General features: G+C 58.0%; 13 protein-coding genes and 1 tRNA gene. 6 read left to right on the top strand and 8 right to left on the bottom strand.

Annotated elements, in window-relative coordinates:
• The first annotated feature begins 40 nt into the window (after positions 1 to 40).
• Positions 41 to 166, top strand: coding sequence for a hypothetical protein (locus ACTQWD_RS00520; RefSeq protein ID WP_441559014.1), 126 nt, complete (start codon positions 41 to 43; stop codon positions 164 to 166).
• Positions 167 to 242: 76 nt separating this feature from the next.
• Positions 243 to 434: a hypothetical protein gene (locus ACTQWD_RS00515; RefSeq protein WP_441559013.1), complete on the top strand. Its 192-nt coding sequence runs from the start codon at positions 243 to 245 to the stop codon at positions 432 to 434.
• A gap of 374 nt (positions 435 to 808) precedes the next feature.
• Here ACTQWD_RS00515 and ACTQWD_RS00510 read toward each other — a convergent pair whose 3' ends face one another.
• A complete protein-coding gene (locus tag ACTQWD_RS00510; protein ID WP_441559012.1) occupies positions 809 to 1,597 on the bottom strand; it encodes a hypothetical protein in 789 nt (262 codons plus the stop codon).
• A gap of 120 nt (positions 1,598 to 1,717) precedes the next feature.
• Between ACTQWD_RS00510 and ACTQWD_RS00505 the strand changes: the two genes are divergently transcribed.
• The 3 genes from ACTQWD_RS00505 (at position 1,718) to ACTQWD_RS00495 (ending at position 3,871) form a co-directional block, all read left to right on the top strand.
• Positions 1,718 to 2,086 carry a hypothetical protein gene (locus tag ACTQWD_RS00505; RefSeq protein ID WP_441559011.1) on the top strand — a complete coding sequence of 123 codons (369 nt, stop codon included), beginning with the start codon at positions 1,718 to 1,720 and terminating at the stop codon, positions 2,084 to 2,086.
• 433 nt (positions 2,087 to 2,519) lie between these two features.
• Positions 2,520 to 3,371, top strand: a complete 852-nt coding sequence (locus ACTQWD_RS00500; RefSeq protein ID WP_441559010.1) for a tyrosine-type recombinase/integrase — start codon at positions 2,520 to 2,522, stop codon at positions 3,369 to 3,371.
• A gap of 14 nt (positions 3,372 to 3,385) precedes the next feature.
• On the top strand, positions 3,386 to 3,871 hold the full coding sequence (locus ACTQWD_RS00495) for a tyrosine-type recombinase/integrase (protein ID WP_441559009.1): 486 nt from the start codon (positions 3,386 to 3,388) through the stop codon (positions 3,869 to 3,871).
• A gap of 51 nt (positions 3,872 to 3,922) precedes the next feature.
• On the opposite strand, the gene ACTQWD_RS00490 is transcribed toward ACTQWD_RS00495, so the two are convergent.
• The 4 genes from ACTQWD_RS00490 to ACTQWD_RS00475 form a co-directional block, all read right to left on the bottom strand.
• The gene (locus tag ACTQWD_RS00490) at positions 3,923 to 4,861 is read right to left on the bottom strand and encodes a restriction endonuclease (protein ID WP_441559008.1); all 939 of its coding nucleotides are present in this window, start codon (positions 4,859 to 4,861) and stop codon (positions 3,923 to 3,925) included.
• Positions 4,839 to 5,762, bottom strand: a complete 924-nt coding sequence (locus tag ACTQWD_RS00485; RefSeq protein WP_441559007.1) for a hypothetical protein — start codon at positions 5,760 to 5,762, stop codon at positions 4,839 to 4,841. The genes ACTQWD_RS00490 and ACTQWD_RS00485 overlap by 23 nt, the downstream gene beginning before the upstream one ends.
• A complete protein-coding gene (locus ACTQWD_RS00480) occupies positions 5,755 to 8,541 on the bottom strand; it encodes a class I SAM-dependent DNA methyltransferase (RefSeq protein ID WP_441559006.1) in 2,787 nt (928 codons plus the stop codon). The genes ACTQWD_RS00485 and ACTQWD_RS00480 overlap by 8 nt, the downstream gene beginning before the upstream one ends.
• A gap of 205 nt (positions 8,542 to 8,746) precedes the next feature.
• Positions 8,747 to 8,823 (bottom strand) — tRNA-Met (locus ACTQWD_RS00475).
• A 197-nt stretch (positions 8,824 to 9,020) separates the two neighbouring features.
• Here ACTQWD_RS00475 and ACTQWD_RS00470 point away from each other — a divergent pair.
• Positions 9,021 to 9,794, top strand: coding sequence for a type III pantothenate kinase (locus ACTQWD_RS00470; protein WP_427718022.1), 774 nt, complete (start codon positions 9,021 to 9,023; stop codon positions 9,792 to 9,794).
• Between the two features lie 204 nt (positions 9,795 to 9,998).
• Here ACTQWD_RS00470 and ACTQWD_RS00465 read toward each other — a convergent pair whose 3' ends face one another.
• The 3 genes from ACTQWD_RS00465 to ACTQWD_RS00455 all read right to left on the bottom strand — a co-directional run bounded on the left by ACTQWD_RS00465 (position 9,999) and on the right by ACTQWD_RS00455 (position 13,175).
• Positions 9,999 to 10,607 carry an ATP-grasp domain-containing protein gene (locus ACTQWD_RS00465; protein ID WP_441559005.1) on the bottom strand — a complete coding sequence of 203 codons (609 nt, stop codon included), beginning with the start codon at positions 10,605 to 10,607 and terminating at the stop codon, positions 9,999 to 10,001.
• A 132-nt stretch (positions 10,608 to 10,739) separates the two neighbouring features.
• On the bottom strand, positions 10,740 to 11,846 hold the full coding sequence (locus tag ACTQWD_RS00460) for a serpin family protein (protein ID WP_441559004.1): 1,107 nt from the start codon (positions 11,844 to 11,846) through the stop codon (positions 10,740 to 10,742).
• Positions 11,847 to 12,005: 159 nt separating this feature from the next.
• Positions 12,006 to 13,175, bottom strand: a complete 1,170-nt coding sequence (locus ACTQWD_RS00455; RefSeq protein ID WP_441559003.1) for an ATP-binding protein — start codon at positions 13,173 to 13,175, stop codon at positions 12,006 to 12,008.
• Positions 13,176 to 13,185 lie beyond the last annotated feature (10 nt).

Below are 13,185 nucleotides of genomic sequence, written 5' to 3'. Positions count from 1 at the left end.
CACGGAGGACCCCACGGCCTACGCCCACTACTTCTCGTGCTTGAACGGATGGGACTGGTGGCTGCTCAAGTTCGACGGAACGGACGAGGCGTTCGGCCTCGTCGAGGGCTACGACGACGAGCTCGGCTACTTCAGCATCAAGGAGATGGCCGAGCTGAACCGCTAGATGGGGTTCGCCGCCGTCGAGCGCGACGAGCACTTCTCCCCGAAGCCGCTCAGCGCCGTCAGGAGGAGGTAGCCGCATGGTCACGGTCGAGGTGGGGACCGCGCCGGCGGGCTCGGAGGAGCTCGAGCGCCTCACCGCCGCCGCAAGGTCCGAAGCCGACGCGTTGGCGCGCTCCGGCGGATGGGCTGCCGTCCGGGTCGGTTTCGGAGACGCCGAGACCATCGACTGCGAGACGGGTCGGACGGTCTATATGGCCGGGGCGGAATAGCCCCGGGCCGCCGCCCGCACGGGCATGCCGGCGGCGGCGTGCCCCTCGCGGCGTTTCGCGGGGATGTCTCGCGCCATCCCCGGACCCCTGCGCGCCAAAGGGACGAGTCCCCTTGGAACCCCGGAACGGCCGCCGGCGGGCCGTGAACGGCGGAGCGTCACAAGCGTACCCGTGAGCTATACGCCCGAGGCTCCGCAACGTGACGATAGACAATTCGGTTTGTAGCCTTTCAGCCCGCTCACACCCGCTGACGGTACGATAAAGCTCCGCAGCCTACTGGTAGAGGTACCGGAGGCTGCGGGGCTTTATCGCACCGTCAGCGGGGTAGAAATAGGCTTAGGCGGGGGCTCTAAGCGGCACTAGCTCGTCATACGCTATGACACATTCGTCCACCAAGTGAATTCAATTCCACTCATTGAGGTGTTGAACTGCGGCATCCCCTCGTAGTTGTTCAGATAGCCTGTCACTGAGATCCAAGCGCCGCCATCGCCAACGTCACTGAGCATGTCGAGGAACGGGTCGATATCTTGGGCCCATATCACCAGCGTGACGTTACCGCTTGAAGGGTATCCCTCTCCGATGTCAACAAACACGGGCATGCCAGCTTCATCCGTCGCTTGATACACGTTGACAACTGGGCCGACCACAGTGCAGGTTGTTCCCATGTGGTCGCGAGCGTTGTACCAGCGTTCACTCTCGGGCACAGCTACCAACTCGGGGACTGTTGTTTGCCAACGTTCGTCTTCATATTGCGGGATGCGTCTTGCGCCTCCGCCGCTCGAAAGCGAGGAATCGGAGGTGGGGTCGGCCTCATCATCGAACGCAGATTCCGGGTCATAACCGTAGTCGTAATCCTCATCTACGACGGAATCGATTTCATTCGATTGCGCTGAATCATCAGGGGTGTTGACTGAGGGGGCGTCGACGGGCTCACGCGTTGCAACGCCCGCGAGGAATAAGGCGACGCAGAGAACGCCCGCCAAGGCAAAGCCGCGATTCTTTCCCCCAAGCTTTTCGTCAAGCCGTGCCACTGCAAGGAGGGCACATGGAACCGCCACGAGAAGCATGACGAGCGTAACCCCATCGAGAATGAGCGTCCCATTGCCTAGCTCTAGTAGGCTCATGGCGACCACCGCCACGCCAAATATACCGAATCCGACCATTCCGCCCCCTTCGGAAGGCTGTACTAGACTCCAGTCTATTCTGTACAAAAATGCAGGTCAAATTACTGTCAATATCTTATCTATTAATGTGTCGTCCATTTTGCGTTTTTGGAGGTCGGCATGACGAGCGAGCTGTTTTTCTACGTAACAATCGACACTTTCGATGAAATTATCACTGAGCTCCGCTCTTGTTGCGACGGCTCAACGGAGATGGAGCGTGAACTACTTCAGCAAACAGCCAATATGAATAACCTGCTGACGAAGTGGAAGAGCCATCCGGGGCCCTATAAGTGGAACTATTGCCCACCGGACGTTTCGGATGACATGCTGATGAAAATTGAACTAGGCACATATTTAGCCATGAAGATGCATCTCGACGGCAGGTTGGCGCGCTCCGGCGGATGGGCTGCCGTCCGGGTCGGTTTCGGAGACGCCGAGACCATCGACTGCGAGACGGGTCGGACGGTCTATATGGCCGGGGCGGAATAGCCCCGGGCCGCCGCCCGCACGGGCATGCCGGCGGCGGCGTGCCCCTCGCGGCGTTTCGCGGGGATGTCTCGCGCCATCCCCGGACCCCTGCGCGCCAAAGGGACGAGTCCCCTTGGAACCCCGGAACGGCCGCCGGCGGGCCGTGAACGGCGGGCCAATCGCTCGGCTTCAACTCGCGATCGCCCCGCCGTGTCACGCCCCGCCGGCTCTCGCTCCGGCTCCGTTCGATGGCTCCCAAGGGTCGCCATCACTGCGCCTCCGCTCACCTGCCCCGTTGCACTCCAGCCGCATGGGCTTCCGCTGCACGGGCCATGCGAGCTGTGGCTCGCCCTTCATCCAGGATGAGACCGGCCCCTTGAGGGACGTTTGCTCCCAGGCCTGCCGCATGACGCTACGGCGAAAGAACGGGTTGGCGTAACCGGAAAGGAAAGAGATGGCCAAGGTCCCGCGCAACAAGGGCTCCTACAGTGTCTACAAAGACGGACGGGCCCAGATTAAGTTCCCCCTCGGGTTCAACGAGAAAACCGGAAAGTACGGCGTCTACAACGAAAACTTCCCATCAGAGGCAGAGGCTATCGCGGCAATCAAGGAGATCAACGACTTCATCTACCACGGCGGCACCGCCGCCGTGGTGCCCGCCCATAGGATGAAAAAAGATGCCAAGGCGAAGGAGGAGGCGGAGCCCTTCCGGACATTCGCGGCGAATTTCGTCGCCGACCGAGGGAAACAGAAGGCGGTCACAGAACGGACCATCAAGGACTACCGCACCCACCTGAAGAGAATCGATCCGTATATCGGAAGCATGCCAATAAGCGCCATCGGGCCCAAGGACATTAACGCCATGTACTCCGGCCTCCGGAGCAACGACCGCCGCAACGGTGGGGCGGCGCCCGTCAGTGGCACGTACCTCCAGCACATACACAGCACCCTGTCCCTGGTCTTCGACCGAGCGGTCGTATACGGCTACATTGGCTCGAACCCCTGCAAGGATGTCGACAAACCCAAAAGGGACACCGAGGAGAAATATGCCCTATCGGTTGATGAGTGCCGCGCATTCATCGGGTCCGTGCTTGACAAAGGGCTTGAGGCGAAGAGCGTCGGCCTCCTTATCTGCCTGTGCACCGCCGCACGGTTATCGGAAATGCTCGCATTGACCTGGGCGGATTATTCCAGCGGCACCCTCCGCATCAGCAAGGCGATGAAAAAGGATAGCCAGGAGACCAAGGAGACCAAAACGGGGGACGTGAGGAACGACCCCTGCCCCCGATATTGGTCGACGTCCTAGCAGAGTGGAAGGAATTGCAGGCGGCCCAGCTCGAACGCATCGGCCTGAGCCAGACTGGATCGACCCCCATCGTTCAGGCGAGGCGGGGCAAGCACACCCTTAAGACATCGTTCGAGAAGTGGTTCAGGCTACAGAAGCACAATTACAATCTGCCGCCGGAGATCACAATACACGGACTGCGCCATACCGCGACCAGCATCTTGCAAAGGGACTGCCATGTCGACATGGCGACGACGATGCAGATCACCGGCCATAAGACAGTCGAAATGCTGAAACGCTATTCTCATACGGACGACAGTGCAAAGCGCGCTGCGGCCGAGGCCTTTGGCGACTTGCTGGCACCCGACAAGAACGAAGCGCGTTGCCGCTACTGCCGCTACTGGACCGTGTCCCCGGACGACGCGGGGATCGGGGCATGCTGGCACGGCTACGACGGCAACGGGATCAAGGTCCTGCCCGGCGCGACGAAATGCCCAACGAACGGCTTCAGGGCGGGCTGATCTAGCAACCGCTGATGTGGCCCGGCTCCGCAGACAAACTTACCAAGACAGTCATTCCTCGAAGAAATCCGTGTCAACGGCCTTGATCTCGTAGACCTGTCTCGTGCTCACGCCGACGCCGTAGTCGATCATGAGGCCGGCGAGCGCGGGGCCGTCGACGAGCACGACCGTCTGCCCCAGGAGGCCCTCAGCATATTTGCGGGCATCCTTGGAGAAGCGAGCCGTGGTGATGAAAAGGCCCTTCGATACGCCCTTTCCGGAAAGCGCCCCGACGAATGCCTGAACCTCCGGCCGTCCGACCGTCCTTTGCGGATCCCACCGCTTAGCCTGGTAGCAGATGGTTCCAAATCCGAGTCGGTCCTCACGGACGACGCCGTCTATCCCCTCGTCACCACTCTTTTTGGTGACGTCGGCACGGGAGTCCAGGCTCTCGCCGTAACCCATCGCCACGAGCAGCTTTCCGACCAGGTGCTCGAAGAAATACGGATCTTTTCCCATGATGATCGAAATGAGGTCGTCGGCGAGCGCGTCGCGAATCTCGCCGTAGGCAGACTCCATCGCCTCCTGAGGGGACTCCTGGTCCTCCAGCGTCGAAACGCCCTCGGGCTCTGAAGCGTTTTTGGCCTTGCTTGCGGCCTGATAGCCGTCTTTCCACTTCTTGAATGCCGTGCAGTTCTCATAGAGACCCTTGGCTGTAATGGGTCCGGGATAATCAGAGAGGTACGTCCTGCCGGCATCGGTGATACGGTAGGTTCCCTTCTTCTCGCCGTATTCCAGAAGCTTAGCCTTCTCCAAATCGGTGATACCCCAGTACACGCGGTTGTAGAGTCTCGACTGGCCGGTCTTGAGACGCTCGCCCCGTTCGTCATCGGTCATGTCGAATTCGATCGCCACGGCATCCTGGAGGTCGGTGCCCGCCAGATATCCATCGACATGCGCCAGCGCTTCAAGGATGGGCCGCATGGTCTCATGCCATTTGGGCATCGTCATCGCTCGTCATCCCCTTCATTTCAGCAAAATCGGTAAAAGGTTCAACCGCCTCTGCGGTCAAGGGACCTGTCGCCTGTGGCAACGACCTGAGCTCCCCTGCAAGTCTCCTAGACCCGCCCTTGAGGCTGACGAACGTGAGGCCGCCCGAGACGAAGCCGCCGACGACCGGAACGACCTTGCTTACAGCGTCGCCGAAACTGCTTTTGGTGATTTTGACGCCGATTCCGGCAAGAACCTTTTTGATTATCGGGTAGTAGCTTGTCTGCATAAGCGCCTTATTGGCGACCTTCTTGGCAACATTCGACTGGACCGTTTTGGAAAACGCCGTCAACGCGGAGTTGGCCCCGCTCACCCCGACCATCACGGCCAGGAGAAGGGCAAAAGCCGCCAAGGTCTCATCGTCCATCTCGTCGCAATCGTCGATGAAGGACCGCCAGCCGTAAAGATACGCCAGTTTCTGCATGATTCGAAAGGCGTGGACATAGTACTGCGTCACGTCCGCCGGGATCGTTCCGAGCATCGCGAGTCCTCCGGGCAATCCCGCGGAAAACGAAAGGACGCTCGATTTCTTCGTCTCGAAATCAATGACGTCCATGGCGATGGAGTCGACAAGGCCGGAATCCATCCCGGCGGCTGCCGGGCTCGTTGAAATAGCGAGCTCCACTCGCTCGTCCGAGACGCCTCGTTTCCGGAGCTCAGAACGAAGGAAATGGTCGCGCTCGATCGCCACGCCCTTCAGTCTCATCACCTTCTGGAGGAAGGCGACGGCATATCTCTGGGCTTCTTCCTCCTCCCGATCAGCCTCGGCCTTTAGGCCCCCAATACCTTCTTTCACAGAATCGGACTCGGATAGCTCCGCCCCCTCTTTTGGCTTTACGGCACTCCCCTTCACGCTACTCACCGACCTTTTCGGCATAGAGATTAAATAGATGGGAGACGATCTTGTTCTCGTCTCCATTGAAATCGACACCGTAGGCCGATTCGATTGCCTCGTCGAGCTTGCCGTGGGCTTCGAACAGCTCTGGATACAGGAACTCGTCCGCCGGTTTATAGAGGTCGGCCAGGGACGCGCCGTGATACAGCCCCCTTGCAGAAAGCACCGCCTGACCGGCATCGATGATGGCCCGCCGTCCCTCATCGGTTAATTTCGGCAGGGGGAAATTGTTCCACACGATGGTGTTCGAGAAACGGCAGTCGCTCTTGAGCTCGCCTCCGACCGCCTTCTGCCACGCCATGAAGACCCCTGATGAGATGATTCCGAACAGGAGACCATCGGGGTCGTCGGCGAAGAAACAGGCGTCCGTAGCGATTTCCCCGGATTCACACCGTTTGACCGTGAAGTACTTTCGCCCACCGGAAAAATGACGCGGGACGCAGAGGAACGGCCCGTCGGCCTTCCTCACCTCAGCATAGCGCCAGGGCTCATCAGCAAGCCGCCTCGTCGATGCTTTCTTCGAAGCCAAACGGAAATCTCGGACTCCCTGGACCCTCTCCCTCAAGATCGGGGATTTCGCGATATCCGATCTAGGCGCGTCCGCAAGCCACAAAGACCATCTTTCCTTGTTGTTAATCAACTCCTGGGCTCCCACACACGGGACTACATATTTTGCGGCGATGCTGTCGGAAATAACGTCCTCGTATTCTTCTCTTGTCTTAATCTGGAAGTATCCCCCATCCGCCGGTTTACCTCCGATGACCATAGGAGATACATCCTCAAACAGTGGTCTCATTTTCTTCTCAACAAAGACGTTCGGAGCGTCAAGCAAGTAACCGTTCAAATTGTTCGGATGCTCAATCGTCCTTTTGCCCCGATGATACGAGAAGGCAACAGGCTCCACGGGACCCTGGGAGAATCCAACGATGACTACGTGCACATGGGCCTCGTCGTCAGCCGCCGAATCCCATACGAAAGAACGGTGTGCGAAACTGACCCTCCATCCCGCGTCGAATAGGGGCCTGAAAAGGGATGGAACCGGCTGGCCCTGGCAAATCGAGTTCGTCGAGACAAACGAAAACTCCGCGTCAGTATTAACCAAATAATCGGCCGCTTTCCTATACCAGCATGTCGCATAGTCGAGATAGCCGTCGTAGCCCCGGCCCCAAACATACTTGAGGTCGTCCACCTGCTCATCGGTCCTTTGGGACTGCCCGATAAACGGCGGATTGCCGAGAACGTAGTTGACCTCATCACTTGGGACCACGTCGTTCCAGTCGATGCGAAGCGCGTTTGCGTTGACGATGCCCTCGTAGTCCGTGAGCGGCAGTTCCTGATAGACGCGCTGCGTCACCTTTGCCGTATCGGCATCCGCCTGCTTCTCGGCAATCCAGAGCGCAGTGCGGGCAACGCAGCAGGCGAAATCCTCAAGCTCGATGCCATGGAAATTCTTCAGACTGACAAGGACGTCGGCGGCCTCGACCTCCTCAAAGCGGAAAGACGTTTGTTCTCCTTGGAGTTCAAAAAGAATACGGTTTTCTAACTGTCGCAGGCAGAGATAGCTCTCCGTAAGGAAATTACCCGAACCTGCCGCCGGATCGAGGATAGAGATGCTACCGATCTTCTCATGGAGCTCCTTGAGAGCACGGGTCCTCGCGCCGCCCGCGACGGGCTTTGCACAGGCCTCATCAAACTCCACCTTGAGATCGTCGAGAAAAAGCGGGTCAATCACTTTATGGATGTTCTCGGGGCTCGTGAAGTGTTGGCCGTTCGCACGCCGATGGTCATGCGACAGCGCCCCCTCAAAGATGGAACCGAAGACCGTGGGGCTCACGCCAGTCCAATCGAATTCCTGACAGCCCTCGACAATGAGCGTATGTCGGAAACTCTCGGACAATGGCGGGATTTCCGTCCTCTCACGAAAGAGGCCGCCATTCATATAGGGTAGCTTCTTCAACCAGTCCTCGGCGTACTTGTCACGATCTTCATCTTTGGTATCGAGCCAGACGAACAGGTCCTTGAGGCCTCGCCTGAGATCACCCGCCTGGAAGTGTGCGACGTAGTCTCGGAAGGCATTTGGCTCCATGAGACCAGCGTCCTCGCAGAACATAAGGAACATGAGGCGCGTCATGAGCACGGAGAGCGCATGGTGGTTCTCGGGCGCGTCGGGGTCGTCGAACGCCTCGGCAACCTGGTCATGAAGTTTCGACATGATCTTGCCGGCCTCTACGGAGACGGCACGGGAGATCGTGGCCGGGGCCTCCGCCCCGCCCTTGAGGAACTGAATGGCCGCGAGATTCTTGGGGAGCTCGGCGAGTGGCAACTTGAAAAGAGGCTCCCGGCATAGCGAGTCCCGTTCGCGGTCGAAGATCCAAAACTCGGCAAAATTGCAAGCGATAATGTAGCGCGGCTGTTGGGAGAGGGGCATGCCCTGAGCATAGGCGTTACCCTGCTTCGCTGGTGTCACCTTGCGTCCCTGGCGCGTCTCCTCCTTGGCGAGATCGATTCCAAGCGACTTCTGCTCGACGAGGGTTTTTGCCGACGGGATGAAGACGTCGATGTACCCTTCATGTGTGCTCGCATCGGTGGAAACGGGCTTTTCGAACTCAAGCCGTGACACCGCGTCCTCTACGCCGAGGACGTTCTGGTAAAAGTCAATCCAGAACCGCTGGGTGTCCTGGTTCTCATTTCCCTTTTTCGCCCACCTGCTTGCAAAAGCTTCTGCATCGGCTTTCTTTCCTGGCATACGGACCCTCACTTGATAGCCTTTTCCACTGAGAAAGATTCTACGGGTTCTTCACTTCTATTTAGCTGGTTTTAGTTTTATTGGCATCCGTTTTGCCTTGGCGGTCGTTGCAATCTGCTCATATTCCGCTCAGGAGTCCTCGCTGCATTGTCAAGATAAAAGAAAACAGCCCAGAGAACAAGGCCTCTGAGCTGCTAAAAGTTCTTGGTCGCGGGGGCAGGATTTGAACCTACGACCTCCGGGTTATGAGCCCGGCGAGCTACCAGACTGCTCCACCCCGCAATGTCTGGGCGCCTCATATGCGCAAGGAAGAATATTACTCGGGAGTTCGGTGGACGGCAAGGAAAATCTCGTAGAGCATAATTCCTTCATATTTAAAACCTCTCAGCCCACATTACCGTAAACGAATCGCAGCCGAGCGCCGTCGACAGCACGTATACAATGGTGCGCGTCCTTTTATGCCGAAATCGGGAGTAGACATGCTGCTCGCTATCGATATGGGAAACACGCAGACGGCCATGGGCCTGTTTGACGGAGACGAGCTGGTGCAGTCGTGGCGCATGCCCACTGACCGCTCCTATACCGCAGATGAGATCCATGTGCGCCTGATGGGTTTTTTTAAGATGTACGGCCTTTCGCTCGACGCGGTCGACGCTATCGCCTTTGCGGGCGTGGTGCCGCAGCTCTCGCGCGAATGGCATGCCGTGGCCGACCGCATTGCCGCAGACGCCATCGTCATTGGGCCGCAGACGGCCGCCGTGACCAAGCTGCGCGCGGCGCGTCCCCAGGCCGTAGGTGCCGATCGCGTCGCCAACGCCGTTGCGGCTGAGACTTTCTACGGCGCGCCGGCAATCGTGGTGGACTTTGGCACCGCAACCAATATCGACGTCATCGATGAGGACGGTTATTACATTGGCGGAGCGATCGCGCCGGGCATCCGCATCTCCATGGATGCACTTGCCGCCCGCGCCGCCAAGCTCGCCAGCGTGCCGCTCGAGGCGCCCGAGCACGCCATCGGCCGCGATACCGAGGAGTGCATCAAGGTCGGCGCCGTGGTGGGCACCGCCGCTATGGCCGAAGGCCTGGTCGCGCGCATGAAGCGCGAGCTGGGCCGCGAGGATGCCACCGTTATCGCCACGGGAGGCCTCGCCGGCATCGTCGCCGATTCGACCGATGCCTTCGACGTGGTCGATGGACAGCTCACCATTAAGGGTATCTGCGAAATCTACCGCCGCATGCAGGAGCTGGGGTAAGACAGGGACCGGAGCCAAGCGTGAGCACTGTCTTATCCCCTCAGTTTCTCTGACGCACGGACTAGGTGACTCTAGTTCTCCAACCCCTCCGTGAGCCAGTTCAAGGGACTACGTTTCATCAAAACAGAAAGACCGACACAAATGCGACAGCGTCGCTTTCGTTTCGCGACGCCGCCCCCTCGGCAAACACGGCGTAGTGTTGCACTAGGTCCGAATGCCAGACGCACAAGCCCGGCCTCCGTCCGCATCCCGCCTTTCGAGGGCATCCGCAAGCACTTGATAGTAGATAACCGGATCCTGCGCCGCAGCGAGGCCCGACACCTGCCCGTCGCCGGTCTCCACCACAATCCAGGTTCCATCCACTCGCCCCGCAAAGTCCACGGTGTAGTAGGGGCTCCCAAGATTTGAGCACGCCAGTACAAGCTCCTCGGGCGGCTTCGCAACATTGGTCGGCTGATTTGAATTCCGGCATACGTTGAGGAGATTCCCGTCGAGATAGAAAGCTCTCCATTCATTCGTTGCACCACCGTAGCGGGCCAGATCAACGTACTCTTTGCAGACAATACCGACCGTGAAAAGGTCCCCGCGGAGCTTGACGAACTCTTTAACAATCCCGTCCATGCGCTCCTGGCTCACGGGAGTGTGAAAGCTAACGGGAAACCTCGTCCCTTTGACCGACTTTACATAGCCCTTGACCATAAACTCCGTGAACATGCGGTTGATTACCACCGCATCAGCCCGATGGCCTAGAAAAGCAGAGCGCAAGCTCTCCACGCTCCTCGAACAGTTCCAGATCGAAAAGCCCCACGTCAAGACGCCCCTCAGCACACGCAGACTCATATTCGATACGCATCAACCCATCTGGAACTATCTTTTCAAAATAGTCAGCTGGAAAGAGTACGTTGGCGACCCTTGGCATAGCAGCCCCCTTCGCAAATCTCAACCTCACCTTTCTTGCACGTCCACCGACGGCAGCGCGACGCTTGCCACAAAGAGCGGTACGCCGGTGCGAGACACGAGCGCTGCATAGAAAGGCCTGTCAAGCGTTATCTTGCGCGGCTCTGGCGGGTTCTCCGGCGGAAGGCCCGCGACAGCGACCATCACCGTGTACGCACCGGCCTCTACGCCGTTCTCATCGACAGCGAACTTCGCGCCATGGACAATCTGCGTTGGAGTCCCCTCTACCCCCACCATAGGTGTAAGCTCCATCGCAGTTGCCGTAGAGACGCCGGCGGCCTTTAGCAGCGAGCAGACGTCCGAGAGCGTCGACTCGCATTCAAAGCGAGGAATCCCCAGGTCGACGGGCTCCCATTCTCCCTCGCCTTGGGACAGACGCTCGAATAGCCCAAGCGCGTCATCAACATGATCATCCTCGCCGCTCGGAAGAACAAAACACACGCCGGCATCGGAGCTGAGCGGCAACAAGAAGGCAACCCTGCCGTTCTCGACGATCACCGCGCAATCGCGCTTGCCACGCATAAACGCTGCTTGAACATCGCCGCTCTTTGCATGGAAGGTCTCAACTTTGGTCGATTCACCATCAAACGGATCCGCCCATGCATCCTTCATGTAAAGCGCACTCACAAGACAGGCAAGAGCCACTGGTGATAACTCGATGCTTGGCGACAGCAGGCCGTGAGTTTGTTCGGCTATCCAATCGGTCACCCGTTGGCTAACGCGCGGATCGGCCAAGTCATCGATTGACACATGCACGCTGCATTTGTCGCACTCGTGCAGAAACGCCTCCGATGGGCTCGCGGACCTGGAAAGCCAAGCTGCCGTTGCCGAGCTCGCATCATAACCGTCATAGCCCCAGTTCCGCTCCAGCTCGATGCCGAAGGGATCACGCTCGCTAAACATGTCGCCATCGCCCAGGAGCATGTCGAGCTCCCGACATGTGGCGCCCGAGGCACCCTTTCGTACAATCGTCAACAAGCTCGCGACGCACGCAGGCGACCAAACCCCGTTCTTGCCTTGAGCGAGTATTTTCTCGGATAGGGATTTTGCAACCCTCCATGCCTGTGGACACGCCGAATTTGCTTTGTCAGTCATAGTCTGCTCCCATCGTTAGGATATAAACTATTATTTCGCACGGCGCGGACACAAATCTCGCACCGGAAAGGCAGCCCAATGGTTTTCTAAGAGGCTCAAAGCCTTTCTATTCCTCAAAAACGAAAAATTTTCAGTTTTGAGGAACAGGCTCGATGCACGCTACGCCTCGCCGCACAGCCACCTCGCCAGGTCCACGATCTGCACTCCGTCGCGGTCCGTGGCCTCGTGATGCGTGCGGGCGAGAATCATCTTGGGGTACGCGTCGCCAATGCTCAGCAGTGGTGAAATCTCGCGTTCAAATGTCTTATCCGAGCTGATGTCGTCGCTCACCTGAATGTAGAGCTTCTCGCTTCGCTTGATTGCTACAAAGCCAATTTCCTTTTTATAGAGTACGCCGACGTATACCTCATATCCGCGGCGCAGCAGCTCGATGGCCACTATGTTCTCGTATACGCGCCCCCAATCCATATCACGTGTACCGAGCAGCGCGTATTTGAACGCGTGGTCCGCCAGGTAATACTTCTCGCCTCTCTTAAGGTATTTCTTGCCGCGAATGTCATATCGACGAACTTTATAGAAGGCAAACGCATCGCACAGGTACCCCATGTACGCACCGACCGTCTTGTTCGTAATCTTTAGTCCATCCGCATTTAATGCATCGGTAATGTTGCGTGCCGACGTAATGTTGGAAACGTTGTCCATCATGTAATCGGCAATGCGCAGCAGCGCCGATTCGTTTCTCACGTTATGCCGCTGCACGATATCTCTCACAATGAGCGTCTTAAAGACGTTGGAGAGATATTGATAGCGCTGCTCCTGCAGTGGATAAGGGTAAGAGCCGGACATGCCGCCGGTTCTCGCGTACTCATCGAAGTCACGGTCGACCTCGTCCTCGTCGCCATAGAGACGATACTCCTCAAACGAGAATGGGAAAACCTCGATCTCGAACGTGCGCCCCGTAAAGAGCGTCGACAGATCGCTCGACAGCAAAAAGGCGCTCGATCCGGTAATGAAGATGTCATACTGCTCGGATGCGTGAAGGCTGTTGATCGCACGCTCAAAACCGTCGCACATCTGAACCTCATCGATAAGCAGAAAGTTTTGTTTGCCGGGCACCCGATGATCTTTTACATAAGCGAGCAACGCGTGATACTCGAGCAGGTTCTCGAACTCATCGAGGTTGTAGTTGATATGGATGACATTCGAATTAGGCAGATTTGCCTCCACGTAATCGCGGAGGGCCTCGAGCAATTTTGATTTACCGCTGCGGCGGATGCCCGTGATGACCTTGATATCCGGCACGCCAATAAGACTCGTCAACGTGTCCATATATGACGCT

The sequence above is a fragment of the Collinsella sp. LCP19S3_B6 genome (assembly GCF_052121815.1).
Lineage (GTDB): Bacteria > Actinomycetota > Coriobacteriia > Coriobacteriales > Coriobacteriaceae > Collinsella.
This window is presented reverse-complemented; position numbering and strand designations above follow the sequence as displayed.

Coding starts and splice junctions, on each gene's coding strand:
- ACTQWD_RS00515 (WP_441559013.1), top strand. CDS start 243: ATGGTCACGGTCGAGGTGGGGACCGCGCCGGCGGGCTCGGAGGAGCTC.
- ACTQWD_RS00500 (WP_441559010.1), top strand. CDS start 2,520: ATGGCCAAGGTCCCGCGCAACAAGGGCTCCTACAGTGTCTACAAAGAC.
- ACTQWD_RS00505 (WP_441559011.1), top strand. CDS start 1,718: ATGACGAGCGAGCTGTTTTTCTACGTAACAATCGACACTTTCGATGAA.
- ACTQWD_RS00490 (WP_441559008.1), bottom strand. CDS start 4,861: ATGACGATGCCCAAATGGCATGAGACCATGCGGCCCATCCTTGAAGCG.
- ACTQWD_RS00470 (WP_427718022.1), top strand. CDS start 9,021: ATGCTGCTCGCTATCGATATGGGAAACACGCAGACGGCCATGGGCCTG.
- ACTQWD_RS00455 (WP_441559003.1), bottom strand. CDS start 13,175: ATGGACACGTTGACGAGTCTTATTGGCGTGCCGGATATCAAGGTCATC.
- ACTQWD_RS00460 (WP_441559004.1), bottom strand. CDS start 11,846: ATGACTGACAAAGCAAATTCGGCGTGTCCACAGGCATGGAGGGTTGCA.
- ACTQWD_RS00480 (WP_441559006.1), bottom strand. CDS start 8,541: ATGCCAGGAAAGAAAGCCGATGCAGAAGCTTTTGCAAGCAGGTGGGCG.
- ACTQWD_RS00510 (WP_441559012.1), bottom strand. CDS start 1,597: ATGGTCGGATTCGGTATATTTGGCGTGGCGGTGGTCGCCATGAGCCTA.